We start from the raw sequence: 26,987 nt of genomic DNA, 5'->3' as shown, positions 1-26,987 counted from the left end.
ATACGTTGTCGCAACTGAAAAGAAAGAAAATGAAAGTACTCGCCTCAAAATCAGAATTTTCCGATCCGGTCTCCCCGTCCTTCATACTTCTCCTGGAAAATCTCGACGCTGCCGTGTGGGTAGTTGATGCGGAAAACAAGCAGCTTCTGTTCGCAAATTCTCGGGCAGAAAAGATTTTGGCAGAATCGGAAAGCATCGCACACGAATACTCGTCTTCTGCGCCGGGTAGTCTGTGGAAGAAACCTGAGTCACTTGTTCCCCCATTGGAAGGTGATTCCGAATATCGGATCACGAAAGCCGGCCGGAAATTTGCAGTCCAAGAGCTTGATATAGATTGGCTGGATGGGAGAAAAGCTCAGGTAACCATTGCTCGGGATGTCACGCACACCAGCCGATTGGAAGAGGCTTTGCATGAGCTGGAAGCCCGCTTTCGAGCTACTCTTGATAATGCTGCTCAGGCAATTGTGCTTACCGATGATAAGGGTCACTATGCCCAGGTGAATCCGGCGTGGGAGAGAATGTTCGGGTACACAGCCGAAGAAGCGCTTGGAATGTCGCACCTGGATGTAACTCACCCCGATTTTCTCACCATATCGGAAGAGAAACTTACTGCACTGATCAGAGGAGATCTCGATTTTTACCGCATGGAAAAACTGTACGTTCGCAAGGACGGCACTTCCTTCTGGGGCGACCTGAGCGTCAGCCCTGTGCGAGGTCTGGATCGCCAGATTGGAGCCGCCGTAGGCATCATATCGGATATAACGGAAGCAAAGAAAGCCCAGGAAGCTCTCAAAGAGAGGGATGCACTCATCAGCGCTTTGTATAACAAAGCAGCACAAGCCATTGCATCCACCGATCACCAGGGAAAATTCGTTGAAGTCAATCCCGCATTCGAACGGATGTTCGGATACAGCAGGAGTGAAGCTCTGGAATTGACCCATCTGGATATAACGGTCCCTGAATTTTTCGACGTTTCCAGAGATAAGGCAGCGTCGCTTTTTCGTAGGGAATTGGACTCATACCGACTCGAGAAACGTTATTTCCGTAAGGATGGTTCCATGTTCTGGGGAGACGTTTCCATTGCCGGCATCCCACACCCTGATAATCGAGTGCAGTCGGTAGCAATTATCGTTGACATTTCCGATCGGAAAAAAGCTGAGGAGGCATTGCAGAAGGCGAACGACGAGCTGGAGCAGCGGGTTCTGGATCGTACAGCGGAACTTGCCGAAGCCAATGAAAGGCTGAAAAGCGAAATTGCCGAACGGGCACGCACGCAAGAAGCTCTGAAGGAAAGTGAAGAGCGCTTCCGAGCCATTTTCGAGACTGCCAAGGACTGTGTCTTCATCAAAGATAGAAATCTCAGGTACACTCTGGTCAATCCATCCATGGAGAACCTCCTGGAATTACCGGCCTCCGTGATTATGAAGAGTACAGACGAGAACTTGTTCGGCCCTGAACCCGCGGATCATCTGAACCAATTGGATCTCCGTGTCTTGGCGGGAGAGATAATCGAGGCGGAGCATACCAGACCTGTCAGAGGAATCCCCATGACATTCCTCGATATCAGGGCTCCCATGCGCAATGAGCACGGCAGCATCGTGGGAATTTGCGGCATTTCGCGAAATATTACCGAGAGAACGAAGACGGGTCCCGTGAAAACCGTCACCGTGGAAGAAGGACCTTCGTCAGCTATGCGGTGGACTCTTGCCGAAGCTCGTATGGCTGCAAAAACTGACATCATCATCCTGCTTACCGGTGAAAGTGGAGCAGGCAAAGACCATCTGGCTCGCTTTATCCACGATAATTCCCGCCGCGCAAGCGGCCCGTTCTATGCCATAAACTGTGCTGCAATTCCGCCGGAACTGGCTGAATCGGAACTCTTCGGTCACGAGGCAGGTGCATTCACCGGAGCAAAACGGAGAAAACGAGGTCTCCTTGAACTTGCGGAAGGCGGAACCCTGCTCTTGAATGAAATAGGAGAGCTGCCCCTGCATCTTCAGGCAAAACTGCTCACGTTTCTCGACACCCGTTCATTCACCCGTGTGGGCGGCGAAAAATCCGTAATCGTCAGTGCGCGACTCATTGCAGCCACGAATCGCCACCTGGAAGAAGAAGTGGCAAAGGGCCGCTTTCGCCACGATCTCTATTATCGACTCAATGTGCTTTCCATACGAGTGCCTTCTCTGAAGGAACGTATAGACGATATTCCCAACCTGGTCAGTCGCATCATCTCTCATTTGGCCCAGGAGCTTCAGTTGCCGGGAACGCCTGCAATTACCCATGACGATATGGTCAAGCTTTGTGCATACAAGTGGCCGGGGAATGTTCGAGAACTCCGAAATGTTCTCGAGCGAGCTGTCATAGTCTCAGAGGGACGAGAGCTGAAATTCGATTTCCTCAATTGCGAAGCTCCCGAAAAATCGCTGCGGTCCTGGACGATCCATTTTCCTCCGATGCCGTCCCTTGTAGAAGTGGTGACCGACATTCGCCGAAACCTTGTCCTGGAAGCCCTGTCAAGATCCGGCGGGAACAAGCAGGAAGCGTCGCGTTTGCTGGGAGTATCGCGGTACACCTTACGACGACAGATGAAAACTCTGCAGCTCTGATAGCTATCGGAAATATAGTCATTGCCAAAACAAATGACCGGACCTCAGGCCAGATGTTAGTCGAAAAATCCCCCTAACCCCCTTTAATAAAGGGGGAATTAAGATATTGCCTCTTACCCCCCTTTCGTAAAGGGGGGCTGGGGGGATTTGAATCGGACAGAGCCCTTTCTTGTCCAAAGATCTCCTATTTCGAGAGTGCAGAAAACAGAATGTGCCGAAGTAGCCCATTCAAAATTGTACATGGGCTACTTCGGCACGCGGTAATCACATCTGATTTCAACTTGTCAGCTTCGAGCTTGCCGGAATGTGCGGGTACAGCACATTGGCTCTCCAGGAAACCCCATCAACGGCTTGCGGTTCCTTGTCTAACCTCCCGTCCTAACTTCCCGGTTTAATGGTGCAATAGTTATTCTAGCCTTCCAGGTTTTCGATGGCACTCCTTTTGCTTTCCGTGATTGCAGGTGCTTCGATCGACATTCATGAGATCCCCACAGATTGAATGCAGCATAGTTCCGTGCACGAACTGAAAAAGACTTGCTGCCATTAACATAGCCGGTCTCCTGTACATTTCGGTAACCGGTTAGCCGTACACGTTTGTCCAAAACGCAGGATCTGAATCGGTTCATGGGTTCAGGTACCTGCAAACGCAATGGAGGATGCCGTGCAAAGTTCAGCTACACAATCTGTTGAGTCGGTTCCCTATCGGTGGGTTATTCTCGCCATGATGTTTGCATGTTTCTTGTTCACGTTTATCGTGCGATTCACCTGGCCTCCGTTGATCCCTGTAGTCGTTCCGGTTCTGAACATGAAAATGGCTCAGGCTGGAGCTTTCATGGGGGCCTTTTATTTCGGGTACATTATTACCCAGATTCCTGCCGGACTCCTGGCGGACCGTTTTGGAGTCCGCTTCATACTCGCTGCCAGCCTCATCATCGAAGGTCTTACCACTTTCGGGATGGGCTACATCACCACCTATGATGCTGGTTTCGCACTCCGCTTCATCACCGGCCTCGGAGCTGGAGCAGTATATGGAGCATGCGCCCGTTCGTTGATGGAATGGTTTCAGCCGAAGGAAAGAGGAATTGCTTTCGGGATCATGTTAGCCGGCCCCTCCGGCGGGATTCTTCTATCAAGCGTCATTGTCCCTCCATTAAACTCCTGGATTGGCTGGCAAGGTGCTTTTCAAACAGTCGGTGTGGCCACAATCCTCATTGGTGTTGTCATTTTCTTTCTCGTTCGATCCTCCGAGACCACAACGACTTCAGCGAACATGTTTGCAGGTTTTAAAGTCGTCTTCGGAAACAGAGACATCCTCTTGACGGCACTCTCAGGCTTTTGCCTTATGTGGGTGGAACTCGGCACCGCTACATGGGCCATTGCTCACATCAAGAAACTCGGTCACACCCTTGCCGCATCAGGATCGGTGATGATGTTTTACGGTATAGGAGGTTTGATTTCTCCAGCCATATCGGGTTGGCTCTCGGATAAGATCGGCCACAGGAAGTGGATCTACCTGGGTTCTCTTGCCGTGATTGCACCGATGACAGTCATATTCGGCTATCAAACCGACCTGACGATGCTGTGCGTTACGGGATTTTTGTTCGGATTCTGTTCCTACTTCGCCAATCCCCATCTCACTATTTTTGTTTCGGAATTTGCGGGTAAGCAATTTGCTGCGCTTGCCAATGGAAGCTCGAACGTCCTGTTCCAACTGGCTCCCACAATCGGCCCTATCATTATGGGATGGGCTATCGACGTGACTGGAGTCTTCTCTACCGTGTGGTGGATCATGGCTGCAGGCCCGGTGGTAGGTATACTCTGCATGCTTCCCGTAAACCCCGAAAACAGAAGAGACTAGCAGCACATGACAAACGTAGTGCAACATATTGATAGTGCCGAGCTTTCACCTGCAATGCCGTACAGGTGGGTAATTCTCGGATTGTGCGTTTGCTGTTTTCTCTTCACATTCATCACGCGATTTACCTGGCCTCCACTCATTCCCGTTGTAGTTCCTGTACTGGGCATCAGCATGAGTCAGGCCGGTGCATACATGAGTGCTTTTTACATGGGATACATAGTCACCCAGATACCTGCCGGAGTGCTTTCTGACCGCTTCGGAGTAAGGGTTATCCTGGGGGTCAGTCTTATCCTCGAAGGCATTTCCACCAGTTCGATGGGGTTCATGAATTCGTATGAAACAGGTTTCATTCTCAGGGTGATTGCAGGTCTCGGAGCTGGTGCAGTGTACGCCTCTTGTTCACTCGCGCTCATGGAATGGTTCCCTCCCAATGAACGAGGAAGAGCTTTCGGGGTATTCCTGGCCGCTCCATCGGGTGGCATCTTAATGACAAACCTGTTCGTTCCCTCATTGAATGCTCTCGTGGGTTGGCAAGGTGCTTTCAAGTCTGTGGGATTTCTCACACTTACCGCAGGCATCTTGGTTCTGCTGCTTATGCGATCGAGCGGTCTCATAAAATCCCAGGAAAAGACTCTTCTGGGCGGGTTCAAAGTCATAGCAAGGAGCAGAGGACTCATTCTCACTGCATTATCGGGTTTCTGTCTCATGTGGTTGGAACTCGGGACTGCAACATGGGCCAATGCACATATTAAGAAGCTGGGCTTTTCAGTTGCTGAAGCAGGCTACGTGATGATGTCGTATGGAGTGGGTGGAATTATCGCTCCGCTTTTGTCCGGGTTTGTTTCCGACTGGACGGGGCAGAGAAAGTGGCTGGTGGTAGGTGCGTACTTGGTGTCCGCACCTCTCTGCGTAGTTTTCGGATATCAGGACACCCTTGGTCTCTTATCCGTGACAGGCTTTATTCTGGGATTCACATCCTATATTGCAAACCCTCAGCTCACAGTTCTCATTTCCCAATTCGCGGGAAGAGAATGGGCTGCAACTGCCAATGGAACATCGAATTTTGTGTTCCAATTTGCCTCCATGATCGGGCCGTTCATTTTGGGATGGTCCATTGACGTTACTCAGAGTTTTTCGATCGTTTGGTGGATGATGGCCGCCGGTCCTCTTGTGGGGATTCTGCTAATGCTGCCCGTACGACAGGATGAAGCGATGAGGATTGCATAGACAACCCTTCTCAAGGAGGGACGGCATTAACACCAGGCGAGAACATGCTGCTCACATAAAACTAAGAATATCTTTGAGGAGGACACAGATGTCCGAAGAGATGAAGAAGCTTTTTGAAGAAAGATTGGGGCGATACCACGCTGCAATTGCCCTGGAACCCCACGATCGCATCCCCATTGCTTCCGGGAGCAACTACTTTGCAGAAGTCTATTCCGGAAACACGAAGCAAGAAACCATTTACGACCCTGAAAAATGGCTGCAAGCGGAAGTAAAATTCTGCCAGGATTTTCCGGAAGTGGATGTGCTCAGAGACAATCGGGTGTACGGACCGTTGTTTGATGCTCTCGACGTCAAGACGTACCGGCTTCCCGGAAGAGATCTTGCGCCAGATACTCAGTTTCAGTTCGTAGAAACAGACTACATGAAGGAAGACGAGTATGACGATCTCATCAATGACCCCCCGGGGTTCATGATAGACATACTCTTACCCAGGATCCTCGGAGAGCTCGGAAACAAGGGCACCGGCCGTTCGTACGTGGCAATGCTGAAGGCAGGAATGGCTCAGGTCATGTTTGGCGGTGTCATGCGCACTCGCGGCATGGTCCTGGAACAGCAATGCGGAATGCCACAACCTATGTCGGGATTCTTCCTTACACCTTTTGATGCCCTTGCGGATGCAATGAGAGGCATGACAGGCACGTTTATGGATATGTTCCGGCAGCCTGACAAAGTACTGGCCGCATGTGATGTGCTCGTTCAGGAAATGGCTCATCTGGCGCTTTCTATGGCAGATCCGCTGAAGCGATATCCCATTTTCGTACCACTTCACAAAGCGATCTTCATGTCTCCCGATCAGTTTGACACCTTCTATTGGCCTTCCTTTAAGAAGGTGATGGAGATCATTATCGACGCCGGATACAACATTCGAGCCTACCTTGAAGGGGACTGGGGAAAGTTTTGGCACCACATGCGCGAAATGCCGAAAGGCAGAGTTCTCTGCGATATTGACAATCAGGGAGACATATATCAGGCAAAGAAGGATCTGGGAGGTTATCAGTGCATTGCCGGAGGTGTTCAGGATTCCATGTTGATCCTGGGGACACCCGATCAAGTGCGGGAACATGTGCGAGAGCTGTGCCAGACTGTAGGACAGGGAGGAGGATACATCATAAGCGGAGGATGTTCGTTCCCTTACGATGCAAAGCCGGAGAATTTCCGAGCAATGGTCGAAGCAGTCATGGAATATGGATGGCACGACAAGACTGTCAAGGCGAAACCCAAAACTGCTCCACCTGCCGGTAAGCTTGAAGCGCTGAAGCCCCGCAGAGTTCTCACTCCCTGGGAAACCAAGAAAGCGGAATTGGGAACAATCCAGGGAGATGAAAACCTCATCAAGAAAAACTGGGAACAACTCGAATCCATGGCCCACACCTTCATGTGGCAGTGGACTCTTTAAGATAGGAGACAACAACAATGGGAGATCTTGCTCAGGCATTGGCCAATCTGGAAGAAAAGAAGGTATATGAGCTTATTGACAAGCAAATAGCCGAAGGAGTCAACCCTCTGGAGATCATACAGGAATGCAATGACGGAATGATCAAAGTCGGAGAACTCTTTTCAGAACAAAAGTACTTCATAAGTCAGCTTATTTATTCGGCAGAGATCCTCAAGCAGGTGATGAAGAAGCTTGATCCTCTCCTTGCCGGAATTCAAACCTCAGGGGGGTCCGGCGAAAAAGTCATCATTGGAACCGTCAAAGGAGACATTCACGATATAGGGAAGAATATTGTTATTACCCTGTTGAAGGGTTCCGGTTTTGACGTTATCGATCTCGGTGTGGATGTTCCGACGGAGAAATTTGTGGAAGCAGTAAAGAATTCCGGCGCGAAAGCCTTAGGATTAAGTGCGCTTCTGAATTTCACGTATCCTGTCATGAAAGAAGTAGTGGATGCTGTGAGCGCTGCCGGACTGAGGGACAAGGTGAAGATAATCGTCGGCGGAACACCCGTTAACGAGCAGGTCCGGGAATATGCAGGTGCAGACTACTACGCCCTGGATGCGGTGGCAGGTGTTCGCATCTGCAAGGAAATCTACAGTTAACGGTCTCCTGGTCCAGTGAGGAAAAAATGTTCATCATAGGTGAAAAAATAAACGCCACTCGCAAAAGCATAGACGCGGCAATAAAAGGGAAAGATGTTTCCCACATTCAGGAGGTCGCGAGGGCACAAGAGCAGGCGGGTGCCCATGCTCTGGACGTCAACTGCGGCACCGTTCCGGCATCTGAAGAGCCGGAGACCATGAGATGGATGGTGAAGATCGTCCAGGAGGCGACCGAGCTTCCGTTGTGCATCGACAGCGCCAATTCAGAGGCACTGGCGGCAGGACTTGCGGAACACAAAGGAAAACCTTTGATCAATTCCATCAGCGGCGAAACGAATCGTTATAGGAGTGTGTTGCCGCTGATAAAACAGTATAATGCCGGAATTGTTGCTCTGTGCAATGATGACCGCGGATTACCGTCTACCAAGGAAATGGCTTTGGAAGTCGGCGATTCGCTCATCAACCGCCTCATAAAGGACGGTGTTCCTGTTGAGGACATTTATCTGGACCCCCTCGTGCGCACTCTTGCAACGAGCCCCGAGACGGTTGTCGACACGTTGGAGGTCATGCGGGAATTATCACGCAGATTTCCCGGGTTACACTTCGTGAGCGGATTGAGCAACGTGTCTTACGGACTTCCCGAGCGGCGTCATCTCAACCGGGCTTTTGTGGTAATGAGCGTTGCGAACGGGCTCGATGCAGTGATTACCGATCCTCTGGATGCCCAACTGATAGCCCTTATTTACGCTTCGGAGGCTCTGGTAAACAAGGATCGTTTTTGTATGAACTATATAGGTGCATACAATAGCGGCAAGTTGAAAGTGTAAACTCAATCAAATCGATCCACTGTTATGCGGGATAGAGAAGATCTTCTCCTGCGATCACGCACCCTCCGACTTTATAAACCCTCCTAACCCCCCTTTATTAAGGAGGGAATTGTACGTTGCTTCTTTACCCCCCTTTTGTAAAGGGGGGCGGGGGGGATTTTACCCACCAAGAACTGAATGGTTACTTAGGACGGATGATTATTCTTGTTTATCGATATATTTGTGGTATCCTTGGAATTAAAGTATTTTTAGGACAGAGAGTACATGATGACGTGAGGTGACCTTGTCTGGTAGAGACATAAGCGCGCGTGATGCCGTCCGGGACATCAAGTCGGGGATGAACGAATCGGAGTTGATGAAGAAGTATAGGCTTTCACCACAAGGACTCAAGCATCTCATGCAAGAGCTTGCCGAACTCGGTCTGATTGCCGATCCCACAGGGGGAAAGGCTGCAAGCCCCAGGAAACGCGTCAAGGTGAAAGAGTTTATCAAGGATTTTAGAGCCGGTCTATCGGATGCTGAACTGACAAGAAAGTACGACCTTTCCCATGACGCACTTTACATTCTTCTCCAAAAACTTATGAACATGCGAGCCCTGAGACCCGACGAATTATTCGGTGACCTGGACATCAAATCGGGCAGTGTTTCTCCGCTGAATGTGCGTGAGCTCGAGCGGTATTATCTGGATTTTCAGGTGGACGTATTCGATGCCTCACGTCCGGGAAATAAGGGAACTATACGGGATATTACCGAAAAAGGCATCGGCATTTTGGGCATTAGCTGCTCACCCGGGGAGTTGAAGACCTTCGTGATCACGCCTGAACAATCCCTCGGTGTTGATCCGTTCCTGCTCAGGGCCGAGTGTCGTTGGAGCGACATTCAAGTAGAAGGTGACTGCGTTTCGGGTTTTTCCATAGAAGAAATTTCCGAGGACGATCTCGCCAACTTGAGAACATTAATTAAGAACTCGCTATTGAACGAAACTGATTACTGACAGATAGGATGGCAAGCATAACGGCAACTTCTATGCTGATTTGCATTCAAAGAGATAAAATCTGGGAAACCCTTCTTGTGACCCAGGGTCTGGCTGGGCAGACCCTTCCCAAGAACTTTTACGGCTTTGAAAGCAATTCCCATGAAAGTCCCGAGCTACACAGCAAGGGTTTGAGGTTTTCTTATGTTCATGGTTGATCTCCATTCGAGAAAGCCGGCAAGTTTAAGAAGATTCCCATGCGTGGTCTCCGAAAGGAGCCGACAGTTTGTTGTGCCAGCCGGCGATTGGTCATGTTGGTATTCGAGCTCACGGCTTCAGTTTGCGTTTCGACTTTGATGCGCTTCTAAGTGAATATAGGTGCTTGGGCTGTTGCTGCCGGTTGATCCAGGGGTACGAGTTCGTACCCAATGAGAGACGCTTGCCAGGTAAGGTATTTTATCTTGGCCTCTCGGTTTCTTTCGAGCAGGTAAGTCTCTCCGAGATCTTTGAAATGTACTCCGTATTTGAGTACATGGTAAATGGTTTTAAGGATTTTGTGGGCTACTGCGATTATGGCCTTTTTGGCCCCCAAGCGCGCTTTCAGGGCGTAATATTTGGCCCGGTAGTAGGATCCTCGTGCCTTGATTGCCGGCCAGGCTACTTCAACCATGATGGTTTTTAGGTGGTTCTTTTTGACAGGGCTCTTGCCACTGAATCGCTTGCCACCGCTTTGGTTGTTTCCGGGAGAGAGGCCACACCAGGAAGCGAGGGCATGGGCGGTGGGGAACTCAGTCAGGGTTGGGCCTATCTCGGCCAATATGGCATGGGAGGAAACCGCGCCTACACCGGGAATCTCTTCGAGCCGCCGGATCGCTTCCTGAGCGTCTCTCATTACTTCCTTGATACGGGATTCAAGGATAGAGATTTGGGTCTCTAGGTTTTCGATCGTGTTGAGCAAAAGAGACAACAGGAACCGGTGATGGGCCTCGAAGAAGCCTTGGACAGAGCGATGGAGCTCCGCTGCCTTGTCTTGCAGCGATCCTCTCAGACAATTTTCAACCTCGGAAATCGTAGGGGAATTGTCGCCTGAGATTAAGAGTTTCATGAGGTTGCGGCCCGTTGCGCCGAACAGGTCGGATACCACGGAATCGATTTTAATGTTTGACTGTTGAAAGAGCTTGTGAACGCGGCGTTGGAAATCCCCGAGGTCTTCTTTGTAGTTTCTTCTCATTCGGGTCAAATCACGCCACTGTCTTTGATGTTTCGGAGGAATAAAGGCGGCCTTGAGCAGGCCGTGACGCAAGAGTCCGGCTAGCCATCTGCTGTCGCTGATGTCGGTCTTATGGCCTGGAACATTTCTCATGTGTCGGGCATTCACCAAGATAACCTTGACGGAATCTTCAAGGACGTTATGAACAGGAGTCCAATATGGTCCTGTACTCTCCATCGCAATTACAGGACACTCTCGTTCCAGGAGCCATTCCTTGAGTTTGATAAGGTCATCTGTGAATGTTTGGAACTCACGCATTTCGGATTGCTCTGTACCGGAACTGTCTGAATACAACAGACACGCTGACACGGAATTTTTGTGGACGTCCAATCCGCACGATATCTCGTGCACGACTGATATGGTAGTGTTATTCTGGTTTCTTGAGGGCATGACACGCCTCCTAGTGTTGTTTGATTTCATCTCATACTAGGCAGGTAGCCATGCTCTCATCTCAGTTCAAGGGACTTTCATCCTTCGTTGTGGCGCTCTTCGCCATGGGAGTTGGTATTATAGGAAATGCCAAAACTAATGTCCGATTGAGGACAGGGGTACTGGTAGGTGCCGTGCCTCCGTGCCGGCACGTCTTCAATATGATCAATGATATCCATAAAATGGACCGGCAGGGACGCCGGTCCCTACCAATATCCTGTAATTCCACACGCGGGATAAACGACCAAATTTTTGGCACTAACTATACGCTATGAAACTACACGGCACGAGGGTTGCCCGCATGTCTCACGAGGTACTCGTCGTTCTTAACTCCGAGGGTACTCGGCTTTTTCATATTTTGGCAATATCGTATTATATCCGATCAGTAAGCTGACCAGCGGAAAACGAATGGGACATTCATTTTTTTGAAATGCGACGATTCTATTCGCAGCAGTTGGCATCCCAAAATCGAAGTGCTTCCGGAGACGACGGAAAATCGTAACAATTTGCCTCTGGAACATTGCTCGCAGCCTTGAGTTGGCAGATCTTACAAGAGGATTTTCCTACGCCTCTGAAGCAGACACGGAACACCGAAGATTTCACAGCCGGAATAACCGGGCCATAGGACTGGGATTCTTGTGAAGTGTTCGTGCCACTCCCGCAGCCTCCGGGAGGACACGCGTCAGAAGCGTGAACGAAAGAAGCAGCGATCAGGATCAGCAGAACGGAATACAGCAGCCGTCGCAATAGCTTGACTCCATTATTTGGTAGAATGATTAACAATAAGGAATTCAGACGAATAACGTCAAGTTAATTCTCTTACATAATAGGCCCCATGTCACAGTGCAGGCAATCGAAAGTTGATCCCTTCATGCAAAAGGCCCTTCCCCCTTTTAATGTGAAAGGACAGGGAAATGCCGAATTTCCCCGTCCATAAGGCTATATTTGGGAAATGAACTTGAATGCGGTACCTATGAGCACAACTTCCGCGGTTCCTGTAGCTACATTCGAGCAGGCGAGATTGATACCGAAGACTCCGTCAGCTCCCATATCCGCGGCATTCTTCTGAAGCCGTTCGCGTGCTGCATTCAGCGCCTGGTCCAGCAGGGCCGTGTATGTTTTGAGTTCTCCTCCGGTGGTATTCCGAAAAGCAGCCCCCATATCGCTGACTATGGATCGACTCAAAACGCAAATACCCTGGACAATTCCCAGAATCTCGGTGTTGTCCGGTGCAACTGCAGCGGTGCTCAGCAGGAGATTCCCTTGAGGCAATTATGAAAACCGTTTTGCAGTTTTGATCTTACGATCGTGTTTGTGAGAACGTTTCTTGGACGTAGCCGGTTTCTTGCTGTACTTGTTCTTGATGAAAGAGTGCTTTTTAGAATTCTTTACTTTGGAGAATGCAGACTTTTTGGTTGCACTCTTCTTTCCGGAATATTTCGATGCTGATTTGCTTTTCTTTGACGAAGTTATTCCAGTATGTTTGCTTGACCCTTTTTCCAATGCCGCCAACTGGTCGGCAGCTTTGAAAGCTTTTGCCAGCCCTTCAGTCGGACCTATTTTTTGTTTGTCGTTGAATGGAGTTCCGGCCAAAACCTGGCCAAACACGAACAGGATGGAACTCAAAACCAAAACCACCACTAATCCCACTGACCTTGACATAACTGCTTTCTCCTGAATGCAAGATTTCCGCCACGGTATCGAATTTATAAAGAAAAGTCAAGTTAAGAATACGTGTATTAGCTTCTACACTACATGAGCTAACCGCTGGACTGAGAGAACAATAGCGATGATTATGATTACGATCACAGAGAGTACTACAAGTATATCCGGTGCTACGGAGTACTCCGGCTCACCCATATTGATATGTCTTCTCACACGAAGGAATCGTAGGCCGGAAATAAAAGTCAGCACCCCAGCAAGACCGAACGAAACAAGACTTAAGAACATGACTTCGTGGGATTGTGGAACATGTGGGTGTCCACCTGCCAAAAGGATCTGATATTTGAGAAACAGATCGAGACGTTCGATTACGAACCCGAAAGCTAAGAGCGAAACACTTGTCCTGGACCACGCAAGAAACGTTCTTTCATTCGCCATGTGACTCCGCTGCCACGCGAGGAATATGCGATCGTCCTCCCGAATGGCGGGGGGGCGGCACGCTAATTTGTCAGAAGAATTTGACCCGATTTTTTCGTCCATAACATTCTCCGATATATGAAATCTTTGGATATTGTAAATCAGGGTTGGAATGATCCAGCATGTCACAGACACCACAATTGCGGAAGAAGATTTTTTCCACCCCGTAACTCCACAATTACAAGGAAACAGCCTCAGCAAATCGCAGAGAACAAATGTGCAGTGACGCCGAAGTGCACGAGCCACCCCGGCGGACTAAGTCGAGACTAACGGACAATCAAACCGGTAACGTATCTTCTTGCTCTATTGTAAGCTGTATATGATGCAATGAGATGGCATATCCATCCCAAAATTCCGCCCGTACCTATCCAGAAACCGGGCGTAATAATTAACCAGAAGATGCCCCGTAGATAATCTCCATTATAAATTTGACCGATTCCCGGAATAATCAGGCTCAACACAGCCGCTGTTCCTTCATGTGTCATCTGCATTTCCTCTTCAATCTTTCTGCTATGTTGCGCTTTTTTTTCCCTTGCCTTTTATCTGGGACCATTCAGGTCACGACGGCTCACCTAAAGGGTGATACTCAAACGAAACGCTTGCATAAAAGATAATCATTGAAACCGTCCTGGAAATAGACAATCGGTTGTAAAGGAGAAAAATGATGTCGCTCTGCATAATACAATAATACGCATTCGCATTCAAAGAGCGAACATCTGGGAAGCCCTTCTTGTAAGAAGTGAATACGAAATTCGATTTATACCGAGAAGACCAGTCATTTACACATATTTCTGCTACTCCTGATAGAGAATTGCGCAAATCAGATCAAACTGAAGGAAAAACCCTACATCCGATCTGAACATTACAAAATATTAGCGCATTTTGACTTAGAGGCATGCAACAATTCTCGAGTTCGATAGCAGAGATTCTCGCATTCGTCCAGCGGCATACATGAGAAGTACTATTAGAAACATGTTTTAATGACAAGACGCCACACATCTCACTATTTTCTATTCCAATGCTCACAGATTCCTAACACGTTAAGAGCACTTTGTTGAGTGCTAATCATCTCATACGAGGAGGCAAGGCTTTGAGAAAATCTTATTTTTTGGCTTGTATTGCAGTGCTTGTTCTGGCCGGGACTGCTCTTGCAGTAGATCTTGATCCTAAACTGCAGGCATATCAGACGGTCAGTGGAATCTCTGGGAATCTCAAATCTGTCGGTTCAGACACTCTGAACAATCTTATGGCACTATGGTCCGAAGGTTTTAGAGCCAAGTACCCGTCTGTCAAGATTTCTGTTGAAGGCAAAGGTTCATCCACGGCACCTCCCGCTCTTATCGAGGGAACAGCTCAGTTCGGCCCCATGTCCAGAGCGATGAAGTCAAAGGAAATTGACGATTTTGAGAAGAAATTCGGTTACAAACCATCTCTGATCAGAGTTGGGGTGGACTCTCTGGCAGTATTCGTAAACAAAGATAATCCCATCAAATGTCTTACTCTGAAACAGCTTGATGCGATTTTCTCCAAAACTCGCAAAGGCGGCCTCGAGAAAGAAATTAAGACCTGGGGAGATTTGGGGCTCACAGGTGAATGGGCTGACAAGCCGATTTCTCTGTATGGCCGTAACTCTGCCTCCGGAACATATGGTTTCTTTAAGGATGTTGCACTGTTTCACGGCGATTACAAAGATACCGTGAAAGAACAGCCCGGTTCATCTGCAGTGGTTCAGGCCATAGCTACCGATAAGTATGCTATCGGCTATTCCGGTATCGGATACAAGACTGCCGACGTAAAAGCCGTGCCTTTGGCTATAAAAGAACAAAAATGTTACGAGGCCACTGCCGACAATGCTTATTCGGGTGATTATCCGCTCGCGCGGTTCCTGTTCATCTACTTCAACCACAAACCACAAGAACCTTTGAACCCCCTCATGGCAGAATTCATCAAGTATATTTTCTCAAAAGAAGGCCAGCAGATAGTTATTAAAGACGGCTTCTATCCTGTTTCCGGCACATTGGCTGCAGAAGATATGAAGAAAGCCGGAATTACCAAATAACAAAGAGTATCTCATACCATTTCGCAGTTGTGCACATAAGATCGCGAAGGCTGGGGTGTCCTGAGTGGAGTGATCAGACGGCTTTGCATCGTCCGAAGCGAAGGATACTTCAGCCACCCAGATTATGAAAAAAAGCGAATCGGTATTAGTTTCCAGTTCCATCCAGTTATGTGGGAGGATTCCTACCCGGAATAGGTTCCTCTCACGCTTTTTTTCAACAATCCTCTGAGAACATGCCTGATTCCATCATATTCTATAAACATTCTGCCGCACTGAACCATTCTATTGTTAAACCAATATAATTGATTGTATAAATTAAGAATGCCGGATTGGAAATCCCGCCATCCAAGTCCAACCGGTTGTCGTATGTAGGGATTATCAATAAGAGAATACACAACATTTGGAGATTATAGAATGAATCCGTCAGAGGGCAAGATACTTGCCGTCACCAATGCAGGACACTTCGCTATTCATTACAATATGATGGTTTTTCCCGCTCTCGTGCTGCCTCTTGCAGATCGATTGGGCCTCTCCATGGCTCAGGTAGTGGAATTATCGTTTTTGCATTATCTCTTTTTCGGGCTAAGCGCTCTGCCCTGGGGATTGCTCGGCGATCGTCTGGGTGGCCGCAAGCTCATGATGCTTTTATTTGTGGGATCCGGATTGAGCGGCATTGCAGTCGCAGCTTCCATGACCTCACCGTTTTTATTGAGCATTTCCCTTGCAAGTCTGGGATTGTTCTCCGGGATTTATCATCCCATAGGCATGGGATTGATATCAAAGGGAGTGAGCAATATCAGCCGCGGAATGGGACAGAACGCGGTGGCCGGCGGTGTCGGACAAGTCATGGGACCTCTGCTCACAGGGATTCTCAATTGGCTTTGGGGTCCCACGGCGGGGTATTTGGCAGTTGCCGTGGTAAATTTTGCGGGAGCAGCACTGATGTTGTCCTTGACGGTTCCCGAGGGCGTAAGCCGAGAACCGGTTAAGCAATCAGGTTCGAATGGCATGATCGGTGGATTTGTCATTCTCCTCGTCGGAATGTTACTTGCCGGCTTGGCGTACAGCGGTTCGACCGTCATTTTGAACGCGTATCTTGAGCTAAAGGCTAAAGGACTGCTGGATATGCTTCCCGGTGCTCAGAGCGGAAATATTTCACCGAATCTTTTGGCCAGTCTGGTAACTGCCCTGGTTTATACTATCGGCGCGGTAGGTCAGTATTGCGGTGGAATTGCCGGAGCACGGTACGAGACGAGATATGCTTACCTTGTCTTTCATGCAACGTGCATTCCTGCGGCATTTCTCATGGCATTTACAACAAATTTCGGCCTGGTTGCATCCTCATCCTTATACTTCTTCTGCCTCCTGGGAATGCAGCCTCTGGAGAACACGCTGGTCGCACGCTTTACCCCTTCAAAATTCAGGCATTCGGCGTATGGTTTGAAATTCATCCTGGCCTTCGGCGTCGGTTCTATTGGAGTCAAGATCGCTGGCTGGATTAATGCAAACTGGGGGAACGAAGCCGTATTTGTGGTGCTTGGATTCACATCCATAGCCATTGTGTGCGTGGCTGTTGCGCTCATCTGGTGGACTAACCGTTCAAGAGAGCAATCAGGGCTGGTGTTACAGCCTCAGGCGAAGATTACGGGTTAGTCCTATAGCAGGGTTCGAAAATGAAGAGCGGAACCGATTCCTTCGGTTCCGCTTCAGGCTGGCTAGTGTTAAAAAAAGTCTACTTCGAAACTCTACTCGTTATTCGTTCTTCCGTCATAATGCTCCTTTCGTTGGGGCCGACCGAAATCAGCCATTAAAAAGCAGCACAATAATTTTTACTCTACCACAAACAGAGATTGAACGCAATCTCAACATGACCGGCCTGCAGGGAAACAGACATTCCGGTCTCCTGCAACGGTCATCCACGGGATCTAGTGGATGGCGAAATCAGAACTAATGGCATAGAGGGTCGAGCCAAATTCTCCAGCCGCGCAGGCGGCAACATATTTGGGTTTTCCCCTCTTTCGTAAAGGGGGCTAAGCGGGAGTTGGGGCTAAGCTATTGAAAATACACCCTAATCTCCCTTTATAAAAGGGGGATTTTGAATCCCCCGATGCACTTACGACGAGCAGAACTAAATCAAAGTCAGTGCACATGTGCTGCTCTCTCTCCAAGAAAGGAAAAGAAGCGATTTCGCAAGGAAAAGGCACTTTATGTGCCGAACCCTTTCGCAATGGGTTAGATCGCCAGCAGTTCATCGAGTATATTTGCCGCATCTCCCACGAAATTCGGACACACCGTGGCGAACAGCTTCTCTTCCTGGATCTGCTTCAATCCTTCCTTAGTGCTCACGTCCGCGCCGAGTAGATTCTTGCATTCGACTGTCCCGTGAAGCGCTTCAAAGCGTCGAACGAACTCTTGAACAGAAGCGAATGCGATACGTTTTGCCTCGTTTTTGTCCGCATGGTCCTTCGCCAGACCAAGAATCAGGATGGCCGCGGTAACCGCACCACAGGTCCGACCGAGCCTACCCATGCCGCCTCCCAGCGGTCGTCCCAGCTTTTGGGCCAACTCCGAGTCCAATCCGTATGGTTCGCCGAACACGGTGAGGACGGCCTGAGAGCATATCCTTCCGTTCAAGAAAAGATCCACGGTCCGTGCTGCATTATCCATTTTGTTTCCTCACTTATCTTGACATTTCAGATCTATCTGGTAAGCAGATTATTGCTCTTTAATTATCGATTCAAACGATTTGTTTCGATGGCACGGATCGGATCTTGCGATCAGTGGAGGCACTTATGGAGATTCGCCACCTTCGGACCTTTCTCACAGTTGCCGGACTGCTGAGCTTCAACAAGGCCGCTGAACGCCTCAATTACGCTCAATCCAGCATATCAGCCCAAGTCCAGGCACTTGAAGACGAGCTTGGTGTGCAACTCTTTGACAGGATGGGAAGGTATATTCTGCTCACAGAGGCAGGGGAACACCTGATCCAGTACGCAGAGAAAATAATCGATCTGGCCGATGAAACCCGCGCGGAAATCGGCGGCGAAAAGGAGCCGAGGGGATCGCTTGTGATCAGGATTCCGCAATCTCTGGGCGCGTACAGGCTGACGCCTGTTCTCAAAGAGTTCCACGAACGATTTCCCACAGTCAGGCTACATCTGACTTCTTGTGCCCACGAGAGTGTCGTAAAGGACTTGCAAAAAGGAGGAATCGATCTGGCGTTTCTGCTCACTGAATTCACCTATTCAGCCGATGTGGAAGCGGAGACTCTTGGATTTGAGCCAATACTGCTCGTGGCATCACCAACTCATCGCCTTGCCAAGAAGAAGCTCGTCCGAACACGTGATCTGCAAGGGGAGACGGTGCTGTTATCCACAGTCGATTGCAGCTACAGGCGACAATTTGAGGCGATAATGCAAGAACAGCGTGTGGTGCCGGGAAGCACGCCCATTTTTCACAGTGTGGAGACCCTCAAGCGCTGCGTGATCGAAGGCATGGGAGTAACAGTGCTGCCGGAAATGGCAATTGCTGACGAAATCGCAGAGAGGACGTTAGTCCCGCTGAACTGGGAAGAGGGTTCGCTTGATGTTGCAGTGCTCATGGTCTGGAATAAGGGCAGATGGCTCTCACCGACACTGGCAGCCTTTATGGAGACAACGAGAAGAGTGCTGAAGACGATCTGACCATATGACTAATTGTTTCGCCTGTGGCGGCAGTGAACTATTTGAGAGGCGATTTCGTTTCAAAAACAAACTGAATTGACGAATTGAGAATCCCCGCGAAAGTAGTCAACCATGCCAAGAAAGCTATGTAACTGAAGTAACCGGCAATTTCAGTTAATATTCTAAGGTCTAATACCTGTCCGAGGTGAACTGTACACGTGGTATACATTCCTAACGGAAATACTAAACTCCAGTATTCCGGATTATAGGACAATTTTACATGCCCAATCACATGTCGCCACACTGTTAACACCATAAGTAGCGGTATCCACCAGGTTGCGGTTGCCCAAAATAAGACAGTAATTCCAGTAATGAAAGATGCTAAAGGCTCAAGGAATCTCGTCTGAGATGCATATGGAATTAGTATTGTGCCGGCCAATGTTGTAATTGCTATGGCTCCCATATTTATCCAGTATGGCGGATTGAGCTGTTGGGGAGTCACTGAAAAGAATAGCAGCCTGTATAAAATCAATGTTATTATCAAAATGTACAAAAACGATCCCAAGAAAAACATGCAGACTGCAAACAATAACAGAATCTCGACATAGGAACTAAACTGTGGAACGAGTCTGGCCACCAGTATCGATACTGATTGTGTGCTGACGATAAACAGTAACCACGTTCCGGAAATTCCATCTTGAATCACCGGCTTGTTTTCGCTAATTATGAACGTGGTAAGCATGGAATACATCAGGACGAACCAAATGCTAAATCCAACTATGAGGAGAAATATTGCTATCCAATAAGCGGTTGAGAAGATCACAAATTGGCTTCCCAGAATACATGTTCCTGCCACTACCGTTAAAAAACCTGCACCTTTGGTGAAGTTGGCTAAATCCGCAACAACATTTTCAGGAAATAATATGAAGCGGATAATCGTAAGCAACCACAAGATGACGTAGAGTAGATTATTTAGAAAAAACAAATAAAAAGCAATTTGCCTGAATCCTCTGAGCTCCAATGCTATTGAAATTATCCCTGTCGCCATAACCATGGCAAAATAAGCCGGTGAGAGATCACGAATCATATTTTCCAGTCTATTCTTAACTGAATTCATATCTTAGCCGGTATTATGCTATCCGAGTAACTCTGCGACGATATGAAATATACGGTCGCAGAAAATAGGTGAACGGAACACTCCAAATGTGCACCAAACGAGTAAAGGGGGAATACCCCAGCAAACCCAATGCAGCAAGAATATGGATCTTATATGGCCAAGGAACTTGGAGCATGAGATCTGGATTCGGAGTGAATGTAACAATACTCCGAATCCACGGCGCAATCGTATAAAGGACATCATAACGTTCAAAAAAGGGCAGATATGTTCCGAGTCCAGCGACTATAAGCAAAAGAATCAAGACAAATACATCGTTTGCTGAAGATGTCGCTCGTAATCTGGGATAACTCAGTCTGCGCCACAACAAAAGGAGAAGTCCTATTACTGTTGCTGCACCAAAAAGCATCCCGGTATATAGTGCGATAATATCATGAGCATGGGCAGAAATCCCTATCCGATCGAGAAACCATTGCGGAGTCATCAAGCCGGACAAATGGCCAAGCAGAGTAAAAATGATTCCCCAGTGGAAGAATATAATCCCATATTTCATGTTTTCTTTTTCTAATAACTCGCTTGATTTTGAATTCCATCTATATTGATCTGTAAAATATCGATATGGATGTCCCACGAAAAAGATTGTCAACGCCAAATAGGGAAACACAAGGAAGGCTAATGTATTCAGCAGCTTAGTATCCATTCCTATTCTCCTAGGGGTCTGTCTTCCTGAAACAGCATTAGAATAGCTTCAAATAAATTCTTGTACAGATCGGATTTCTCGATTACACGCCGTGCAAGTTGGCAAATATGATGCCTATATTGTTTGCAAATCAGGGAGCAGCTTTCCGGACCTCCTATAGAAAGAAATTCCAAGATAACAGGGAGAAAATCGGGCAGCTCGCTATTGGATAGCTCATAACCTTCTTGTTTGAAAAGCGAATTCAACCGTACTAATGCACTCCCCCGATCTTTGCCTTCGCCACAATCATGGAATGTCAAATTGAGACAAGTCGAAGGATAGAGATCGAATAATTCAGTGTACTCTGCTTGAAGAGAAATCAGCGGACGATGTTCCAGTTGGGTCAAAAATTCTTTGCATGCGCTGAAGACCCCATTCTTACAGACTGATTCTGCTGCTTCCCGCAGTTCATGCACTGAACTGACGAATTCTTCATCCGGATAGGCCAACAGTGTGGCAAACAATCTGAACACCATCCGGTTATTTTCTGACTTTTCAATTATTTCGCGCATAGTAAGGCTGCCTCTTCACATCGGATAAACGAATGGCTTTTGCATTCATTTCAGTAGTGCCTATTCTTCTTTGTCCGGCAATGGAAAACCGGTGTTTCCCTGTACCGAATAGAGATTGCCGGCCGTTTCGCGTCTCACGGTAGGAATCACATAGCGGTTACGATATTTGGCTATGGCAAACAACTCGTGCATTTCCCGAGCCATGATCTCGTTCATCCCAACGGCCTCAAGTACTTCCAGATTCGGCGATCCGTCGACCCGCAACGATCGCATATAGATCCGCAAGGCAATCATCCGCCTGAGAGCAGATCGGATCGGCGGCTCGTCTCCCGCTGTAAGCAAATTCGCTAAATATTTTACAGGTATTCGCATATTGTCCAATACGTCACCTGTTTCATCTTCGTATTCCAAACTGTTCGCCACAGGGCTTAAAGGTGGGATGTACCACACCATGGGCAGAGTTCGGAATTCCGGATGAGGTGGAAACGCCAATTTCCATTCAACCGCCAATTTGTAGATTGGGGATCGCTGGGCTGCATGAATAAATGTCTCGGGGATTCCTTGTTCAATTGCATGAGAGATGATTTCCGGATCGTCAGGGTTTAACAAGATATTGAGATGGGCCGAATAGACCTTCCGATCGTCTGCAATGCCGGCCACATCTTTGATTCGATCCGCATCATACAGAACGGCACCAATATATCTTATACGTCCGACGCACGATTCAGCGCAAAGTGTCGGCATTCCGGCTTCCATTCTGGGATAGCAAAGAATACACTTCTCGGATCTGCCGGCTTTCCAGTTGAAATACACCTTCTTATAGGGGCATCCTGAAACGCAATAGCGCCATCCGCGACATCGCTCTTGATCCACAAGCACAATCCCATCTTCATCTCTTTTGTACAGCGCTCCCGAAGGACACGAAGCCACACACGCGGGATTCAGGCAGTGTTCACAAATTCTGGGAAGATAGAACATAAACACATTCTGAAAATTTAAATACAGTGAATCCTGCAAGTCTTTGAAGTTCACATCGTCAACCGCTGTGGTGCTTGCACCGGCCAGATCATCCTCCCAACTCGGTCCCCACTTTATTTCAATATTCTCTCCGGTTATAAGAGACTTGGGTCTGGCTGTGGGTTGATGCTTTCCCGGCGCTCGAGAAATCAACTTTGCATAATCATAGGTCCACGGTTCGTAGTAATCGTCAATCTTGGGAAGGTCCGGGTTATGAAATATTTTGACAAATTTCGAGATCTTACCGCCAGCTTTCAGTTGAAGCGATCCATTTGCCACTTCCCAGCCACCGTTGTATATATTCTGATTTTCCCATATTTTCGGGTATCCTATCCCCGGTTTGGTTTCGACATTATTATACCAAATGTATTCAGCTCCAATGCGGTTGGTCCAGACGTTTTTGCATGGAATACTGCACGTGTGGCAGCCAATGCATTTATCCAGATTCATAATCATGGCCATTTGAGCTTTAATCTTCATGCCAATTCACCTCTCCGGCTTTTCGCACAATGATTACTTCATCACGTTGGGAACCTGTAGGACCATAGTAATTGAAACCATAGCTTAGCTGACCGTATCCACCGATCATCATCGTCGGCTTAACCAGCACTCTAGTGACACTATTGTGTGTGCCCCCGCGCAAATTGGAAATGTTGGAAACCGGCGTGATGAGTCTCTCCTGAGCATGATACATAAATGCCTTTCCTCTGGGGATCCTGTGACTCACCACAGCTCTGGCAGTCACCACCCCGTTAATATTAAAAGCTTCGATCCAGTCGTTGTCTCTAATATCAATGGAATCTGCGTCTTCATTATTTATCCAGACGTGAAGACCTCCTCGGAAAAGAGTCATCATAATGAGGGTTTCGGCGTAAGTAGTATGAATTGACCATTTCGAATGGGGGGTAAGATAATTCAGCACAATTGTTTTGCCTTTCCCCTTCTCTACCTTAGTGGACCCCATAGCTTCCATATTTAAAGGAGGTCGAAAGATTGGCAACGAATCGCCAAACATCAACATCCATTTGTGATCCAAGTAGAAATGAGCTCTTCCGGTCAGAGTTCGGAAAGGAATTCGTTGCTCTTTATTTATTACAAAGGAGGAATACGGACGCTCCATAGATTCGATACCGCTCCAAGTGGGAGAAGTGATTATCTTCCTTGGCTGCTTGGTTATATCGTGAAAAGTCAGTTTCTCGCCCTGCCTACTGGAGCTCATGTGCTTCAGACTCAATCCTGTTAATTCTTCAACTCCCGACCATGATTTAACCGCCACATCTCCATTGGTCTCAGGCGCAAGAGTTAGAATGGCTTCAGCTACTTCCAGATTTGTGGACAATTGAGGTCTGCCAAAGCTTATCCCAGGCCTTTTGACAGTTCCAAGCCTTCTTTTTAACTCGGCGTACTCTTCTTTGGCCTTCCAGAGGACTCCCTTTGCACCGATCGTTTCCTCTTCCACCAGAGGGCCCACTGAAGTCATCATTTTATGCAAATTGGGGTAGTCACGCACAACCACAGCCAAATTGGGCATAGTCTTACCCGGAATAGGTTCGACTTCCCCTTTCAGCCAGTCTCTTACTTCCGGCTGTGCGATTTCCCCTGGTGAATCATGAAAGAGCGGTGTGGCCACCAAGTCTTTTCTTGAGCCGAGGTGAACGGCTGCCAATTCCGAAAATTTTTCCGCTATCGCACAGAAATGAAACCAATCGCTCTTTGCTTCCCACGGTGATTCTATAGCTGGATTAAATGGATGAATGAACGGATGCATGTCTGTTGTACTGAGATCATGGATTTCATACCAGCTTGACGCGGGAAGCACCACGTCTGAGTACAAAGCGCTCGTGGACATACGAAAATCCAGTGTTACCAATAGATCGAGCTTTCCCTCAGGCGCAGGTTCTCTCCATTCGGCTTCCCTTGGCCGAAGGGGACTTTCAGGACCAAGAACAGCGTTGTGAGTCCCCAACAGATGTTTAAGAAAATACTCATGTCCTTTTCCGCTCGATCCCAGCAAGTTCGATCGCCATAAGAAGAGATTACGGGGAAAGTTTTCAGGTCTATCCGGATCCTGTATTGCGAACTCTATCTCTCCACTCTTGAGCTTGTCTACAACCGATTGGACAATCTCTTCATTCGATTTTGCACCTTTATCTTCAGCTTCCGAGCACAAACTGAGAGAATTTACATTAAATTGCGGGTAAGCAGGCAGCCATCCAAGTCTGGCTGCTATCACATTATAATCGGCCGGATGGGAAGGAAGGTCTTCCGGAGCAAGCGGAGAAGCTATTTTCCGCGCGTCCAAAGTGTCATATCGCCATTGTCCGGAAGCAAAATAGAAAAACGACGTTCCATTTTGCCAACGCGGCGGTCGTCTCCAGTCCAAGGCAAATGCCAGAGTTGACCAGCCGGCTAAAGGTCGAACCTTCTCCTGCCCAACATAATGAGCCCATCCTCCCCCGTTAACTCCCTCACACCCGCAAAGCCTTGTAAGATTAAGCATTGCCCTGTAGTTCATATCACAATGGAACCAGTGATTAGTGCCCGCTCCCATGATGATCATAGACTTGCCCCTGGTTTTTTCAGCATTTTCCGCAAACTCCCGGGCTACTCGGATAGCGTCCTCTCGAGCTACTCCGGTTATTGTCTCTTGCCAGGCGGGCGTACAAGGGTTAGGATCGTCGTACGTTTTGGATACGTCTCCTCCTTTGCCGCGATCGATACCAATATTGGCTATCATAAGATCAAAGACAGTAGTCACCAGTATTTCTTCATCCTTCACTGTAATGCGCTTGACAGGAACAGTGCCGAACTTTACCCTTGAACTCTCTAGTTCGAAAAAAGGAAATGCCACGGTTGCCCATTCATCGCCTATTTCGGCAAAGCTCAATACTGGATTGACTTTGGCGCCCGTTATAGAGTCAATCGGGTTCAAATTCCAGGAGCCTTGTTCATTCCATCGAAAACCTATGCTGCCGTTGGGAACCACAAAACTATTACTGTTTTCGTCAAAGTAGACAATTTTCCAATCAGCGTTATTTACGTCGAGAGAGAGATCCGAAGCTCGCATAAACCTGTCGGAGACATAATGATCCCCGTGCCGCTTAAGCGTGACCGCAAAAGGAAGATCGGTATATTGTTTTGCATATGAAGTAAAATATTCGGATTGTCGATCGATATAAAACTCTTTGAGCACAACAAACGTCATTGCCATCGCCAACGCAGAATCTGTGCCTGCTCTAGCGGGCAACCACATGTCGGAGAATTTTATGTATTCTGAATAATCAGGAGCAATGCCCACGACCTTTGCGCCCCTGTACCTGGCTTCCACAAAGAAATGAGCGTCAGGCGTTCGCGTCATGGGTATATTGGTCCCCCAAACAATAATGTAAGTGGATTCATACCAGTCGGCACTTTCAGGAACATCTGTTTGCTCGCCCCACATCTGGGGCGAAGATGGCGGCAAATCACAATACCAATCGTAAAAACTCACCATCGCGCCACCTAGCAAACCCATAAATCTGGCTCCAGATGCATGGGCCACCATAGACATGGCTGGTATGGGGCTAAAGCCGAAGATTCGATCTGGGCCGTACTTTTTGATGGTATGGATAAGAGAAGCAGATATGAGTGTTATTGCCTCATCTCTGGCGACTCTTACGAATCCTCCTTTGCCTCTCGCCTTCTGGTATGCTTGTCTTTTTAGTGGATCCTCGACAATGCTCTGCCATGCCGCCACAGGATCGCCGGAATTCTTTAGTGCTTCTCTCCACATTTCCAGAAGGTTGGATCGAATGTACGGGTATTTGACTCTGACCGGGCTGTAGGTGTACCAGGAATAAGTTGCTCCTCGAGGACACCCGCGAGGTTCGTGATCGGGAGAATCAGGCCCACACCCGGGGTAATCTACGTTTTGAACCTCCCACACTATGATGCCGTCTTTGACGAAAACATCCCAGGAACAAGATCCTGTACAATTGACCCCATGAGTGGATCGGACTTTCTTATCGAATTGCCATCTTCTCCGATAAAAGTCTTCCCATTCCCGCTGACCGCATCTTATTTCAGCCCAATTTTCAGCGATCTGCTCTTCTTTGCACGCGGTATTGCTGCTTCTAGTTCGGAGCCATCTCAATCGTGACAGAAGATTACTTCCGGACATCTAACTCCCCTAAAAATGTGTCCAAGTGTTGAAACTCAAATGATATTTTCATAAATTGGGCATAAAGAACATGCCTTTCATTCACTTAATTATTGACTTCCCAACACACAATTGTCTCGCCGAATTCTTCCTTTTCCTCCGACTGTCTCATCCCTTACCAGGCAGATCATCTACATTCATGATTGGACAATTTCGGTTTTAAGTCAAGACAGCTCAATGCCAATGATGGCCGCCGCCATGTTGTCCACGTGTCAATTGGTATGTAGGATTGACTTTTCTAACGCTGTGACGGTCGA

At 48.1% G+C, this 26,987-nt stretch carries 21 protein-coding genes; 10 read left to right on the top strand and 11 right to left on the bottom strand.

What is annotated here, in order from left to right; all coding sequences use genetic code 11:
- Positions 1-29 precede the first annotated feature (29 nt).
- The 7 genes from DESTI_RS28455 (at position 30) to DESTI_RS04900 (ending at position 9,612) form a co-directional block, all read left to right on the top strand.
- The gene (locus DESTI_RS28455; protein WP_014808859.1) at positions 30-2,606 is read left to right on the top strand and encodes a PAS domain S-box protein; all 2,577 of its coding nucleotides are present in this window, start codon (positions 30-32) and stop codon (positions 2,604-2,606) included.
- Between the two features lie 661 nt (positions 2,607-3,267).
- Positions 3,268-4,464 carry an MFS transporter gene (locus DESTI_RS04925; protein WP_014808857.1) on the top strand — a complete coding sequence of 399 codons (1,197 nt, stop codon included), beginning with the start codon at positions 3,268-3,270 and terminating at the stop codon, positions 4,462-4,464.
- A gap of 6 nt (positions 4,465-4,470) precedes the next feature.
- The gene (locus DESTI_RS04920) at positions 4,471-5,691 is read left to right on the top strand and encodes an MFS transporter (protein ID WP_014808856.1); all 1,221 of its coding nucleotides are present in this window, start codon (positions 4,471-4,473) and stop codon (positions 5,689-5,691) included.
- Positions 5,692-5,779: 88 nt separating this feature from the next.
- The gene (locus tag DESTI_RS04915) at positions 5,780-7,147 is read left to right on the top strand and encodes a uroporphyrinogen decarboxylase family protein (protein WP_014808855.1); all 1,368 of its coding nucleotides are present in this window, start codon (positions 5,780-5,782) and stop codon (positions 7,145-7,147) included.
- A 17-nt stretch (positions 7,148-7,164) separates the two neighbouring features.
- Complete coding sequence (locus tag DESTI_RS04910) at positions 7,165-7,791, top strand: cobalamin B12-binding domain-containing protein (protein ID WP_014808854.1); 627 nt, start codon at positions 7,165-7,167, stop codon at positions 7,789-7,791.
- Between the two features lie 26 nt (positions 7,792-7,817).
- Positions 7,818-8,618, top strand: a complete 801-nt coding sequence (locus DESTI_RS04905) for a methyltetrahydrofolate--corrinoid methyltransferase (RefSeq protein ID WP_014808853.1) — start codon at positions 7,818-7,820, stop codon at positions 8,616-8,618.
- A 283-nt stretch (positions 8,619-8,901) separates the two neighbouring features.
- Positions 8,902-9,612, top strand: a complete 711-nt coding sequence (locus DESTI_RS04900) for a PilZ domain-containing protein (RefSeq protein WP_014808852.1) — start codon at positions 8,902-8,904, stop codon at positions 9,610-9,612.
- A 343-nt stretch (positions 9,613-9,955) separates the two neighbouring features.
- Here the strand turns inward: DESTI_RS04900 and DESTI_RS04895 are convergent, their stop codons facing one another.
- The 5 genes from DESTI_RS04895 to DESTI_RS04870 all read right to left on the bottom strand — a co-directional run bounded on the left by DESTI_RS04895 (position 9,956) and on the right by DESTI_RS04870 (position 13,914).
- Positions 9,956-11,251: an IS110 family RNA-guided transposase gene (locus DESTI_RS04895; RefSeq protein WP_014808525.1), complete on the bottom strand. Its 1,296-nt coding sequence runs from the start codon at positions 11,249-11,251 to the stop codon at positions 9,956-9,958.
- 978 nt (positions 11,252-12,229) lie between these two features.
- Positions 12,230-12,562, bottom strand: a complete 333-nt coding sequence (locus DESTI_RS04885; protein ID WP_014808850.1) for a YbjQ family protein — start codon at positions 12,560-12,562, stop codon at positions 12,230-12,232.
- On the bottom strand, positions 12,563-12,952 hold the full coding sequence (locus DESTI_RS04880) for a hypothetical protein (protein ID WP_014808849.1): 390 nt from the start codon (positions 12,950-12,952) through the stop codon (positions 12,563-12,565).
- 84 nt (positions 12,953-13,036) lie between these two features.
- Positions 13,037-13,492 carry a YidH family protein gene (locus DESTI_RS04875; RefSeq protein WP_014808848.1) on the bottom strand — a complete coding sequence of 152 codons (456 nt, stop codon included), beginning with the start codon at positions 13,490-13,492 and terminating at the stop codon, positions 13,037-13,039.
- A gap of 203 nt (positions 13,493-13,695) precedes the next feature.
- Positions 13,696-13,914, bottom strand: coding sequence for a DUF5683 domain-containing protein (locus tag DESTI_RS04870; protein ID WP_014808847.1), 219 nt, complete (start codon positions 13,912-13,914; stop codon positions 13,696-13,698).
- Between the two features lie 605 nt (positions 13,915-14,519).
- On the opposite strand from DESTI_RS04870, the gene DESTI_RS04865 reads away from it, so the two are divergent.
- Positions 14,520-15,488, top strand: coding sequence for a PstS family phosphate ABC transporter substrate-binding protein (locus DESTI_RS04865; RefSeq protein WP_014808846.1), 969 nt, complete (start codon positions 14,520-14,522; stop codon positions 15,486-15,488).
- A gap of 414 nt (positions 15,489-15,902) precedes the next feature.
- On the top strand, positions 15,903-17,141 hold the full coding sequence (locus DESTI_RS04860) for an MFS transporter (RefSeq protein ID WP_014808845.1): 1,239 nt from the start codon (positions 15,903-15,905) through the stop codon (positions 17,139-17,141).
- Between the two features lie 579 nt (positions 17,142-17,720).
- Here the strand turns inward: DESTI_RS04860 and DESTI_RS04855 are convergent.
- Complete coding sequence (locus DESTI_RS04855; protein ID WP_014808843.1) at positions 17,721-18,155, bottom strand: C-GCAxxG-C-C family protein; 435 nt, start codon at positions 18,153-18,155, stop codon at positions 17,721-17,723.
- A 125-nt stretch (positions 18,156-18,280) separates the two neighbouring features.
- Between DESTI_RS04855 and DESTI_RS04850 the strand changes: the two genes are divergently transcribed.
- Positions 18,281-19,171, top strand: coding sequence for a LysR family transcriptional regulator (locus tag DESTI_RS04850; protein ID WP_014808842.1), 891 nt, complete (start codon positions 18,281-18,283; stop codon positions 19,169-19,171).
- Positions 19,172-19,208: 37 nt separating this feature from the next.
- On the opposite strand, the gene DESTI_RS04845 is transcribed toward DESTI_RS04850, so the two are convergent.
- Genes DESTI_RS04845 through DESTI_RS04825 form a run of 5 tightly spaced genes read right to left on the bottom strand, consistent with a single transcriptional unit; the run spans position 19,209 to position 26,691 of the window.
- A complete protein-coding gene (locus DESTI_RS04845) occupies positions 19,209-20,237 on the bottom strand; it encodes a tellurite resistance/C4-dicarboxylate transporter family protein (protein WP_169316371.1) in 1,029 nt (342 codons plus the stop codon).
- Positions 20,238-20,280: 43 nt separating this feature from the next.
- Complete coding sequence (gene narI / locus DESTI_RS04840) at positions 20,281-20,964, bottom strand: respiratory nitrate reductase subunit gamma (protein WP_014808840.1); 684 nt, start codon at positions 20,962-20,964, stop codon at positions 20,281-20,283.
- A 2-nt stretch (positions 20,965-20,966) separates the two neighbouring features.
- Positions 20,967-21,515 carry a nitrate reductase molybdenum cofactor assembly chaperone gene (gene narJ, locus DESTI_RS04835; RefSeq protein ID WP_014808839.1) on the bottom strand — a complete coding sequence of 183 codons (549 nt, stop codon included), beginning with the start codon at positions 21,513-21,515 and terminating at the stop codon, positions 20,967-20,969.
- Between the two features lie 60 nt (positions 21,516-21,575).
- Complete coding sequence (gene narH / locus DESTI_RS04830; RefSeq protein ID WP_014808838.1) at positions 21,576-23,012, bottom strand: nitrate reductase subunit beta; 1,437 nt, start codon at positions 23,010-23,012, stop codon at positions 21,576-21,578.
- On the bottom strand, positions 23,002-26,691 hold the full coding sequence (locus tag DESTI_RS04825; RefSeq protein ID WP_014808837.1) for a nitrate reductase subunit alpha: 3,690 nt from the start codon (positions 26,689-26,691) through the stop codon (positions 23,002-23,004). The genes narH and DESTI_RS04825 overlap by 11 nt, the downstream gene beginning before the upstream one ends.
- Between the last annotated feature and the right edge of the window lie 296 nt (positions 26,692-26,987).

This window comes from Desulfomonile tiedjei DSM 6799 (assembly GCF_000266945.1).
GTDB lineage: Bacteria > Desulfobacterota > Desulfomonilia > Desulfomonilales > Desulfomonilaceae > Desulfomonile > Desulfomonile tiedjei.
This window is presented reverse-complemented; position numbering and strand designations above follow the sequence as displayed.

What these genes read in the sequence shown, in the direction of transcription:
- DESTI_RS28455 (WP_014808859.1), top strand. Translation starts at nt 30, where the DNA reads ATGAAAGTACTCGCCTCAAAATCAGAATTTTCCGATCCGGTCTCCCCG.
- DESTI_RS04920 (WP_014808856.1), top strand. Translation starts at nt 4,471, where the DNA reads ATGACAAACGTAGTGCAACATATTGATAGTGCCGAGCTTTCACCTGCA.
- DESTI_RS04915 (WP_014808855.1), top strand. Translation starts at nt 5,780, where the DNA reads ATGTCCGAAGAGATGAAGAAGCTTTTTGAAGAAAGATTGGGGCGATAC.
- DESTI_RS04910 (WP_014808854.1), top strand. Translation starts at nt 7,165, where the DNA reads ATGGGAGATCTTGCTCAGGCATTGGCCAATCTGGAAGAAAAGAAGGTA.
- DESTI_RS04905 (WP_014808853.1), top strand. Translation starts at nt 7,818, where the DNA reads ATGTTCATCATAGGTGAAAAAATAAACGCCACTCGCAAAAGCATAGAC.
- DESTI_RS04895 (WP_014808525.1), bottom strand. Translation starts at nt 11,251, where the DNA reads ATGCCCTCAAGAAACCAGAATAACACTACCATATCAGTCGTGCACGAG.
- DESTI_RS04880 (WP_014808849.1), bottom strand. Translation starts at nt 12,952, where the DNA reads ATGTCAAGGTCAGTGGGATTAGTGGTGGTTTTGGTTTTGAGTTCCATC.
- DESTI_RS04875 (WP_014808848.1), bottom strand. Translation starts at nt 13,492, where the DNA reads ATGGACGAAAAAATCGGGTCAAATTCTTCTGACAAATTAGCGTGCCGC.
- DESTI_RS04870 (WP_014808847.1), bottom strand. Translation starts at nt 13,914, where the DNA reads ATGACACATGAAGGAACAGCGGCTGTGTTGAGCCTGATTATTCCGGGA.
- DESTI_RS04860 (WP_014808845.1), top strand. Translation starts at nt 15,903, where the DNA reads ATGAATCCGTCAGAGGGCAAGATACTTGCCGTCACCAATGCAGGACAC.
- DESTI_RS04855 (WP_014808843.1), bottom strand. Translation starts at nt 18,155, where the DNA reads ATGGATAATGCAGCACGGACCGTGGATCTTTTCTTGAACGGAAGGATA.
- DESTI_RS04850 (WP_014808842.1), top strand. Translation starts at nt 18,281, where the DNA reads ATGGAGATTCGCCACCTTCGGACCTTTCTCACAGTTGCCGGACTGCTG.
- DESTI_RS04845 (WP_169316371.1), bottom strand. Translation starts at nt 20,237, where the DNA reads ATGATTCGTGATCTCTCACCGGCTTATTTTGCCATGGTTATGGCGACA.
- narI (WP_014808840.1), bottom strand. Translation starts at nt 20,964, where the DNA reads ATGGATACTAAGCTGCTGAATACATTAGCCTTCCTTGTGTTTCCCTAT.
- narJ (WP_014808839.1), bottom strand. Translation starts at nt 21,515, where the DNA reads ATGCGCGAAATAATTGAAAAGTCAGAAAATAACCGGATGGTGTTCAGA.
- narH (WP_014808838.1), bottom strand. Translation starts at nt 23,012, where the DNA reads ATGAAGATTAAAGCTCAAATGGCCATGATTATGAATCTGGATAAATGC.
- DESTI_RS04825 (WP_014808837.1), bottom strand. Translation starts at nt 26,691, where the DNA reads ATGTCCGGAAGTAATCTTCTGTCACGATTGAGATGGCTCCGAACTAGA.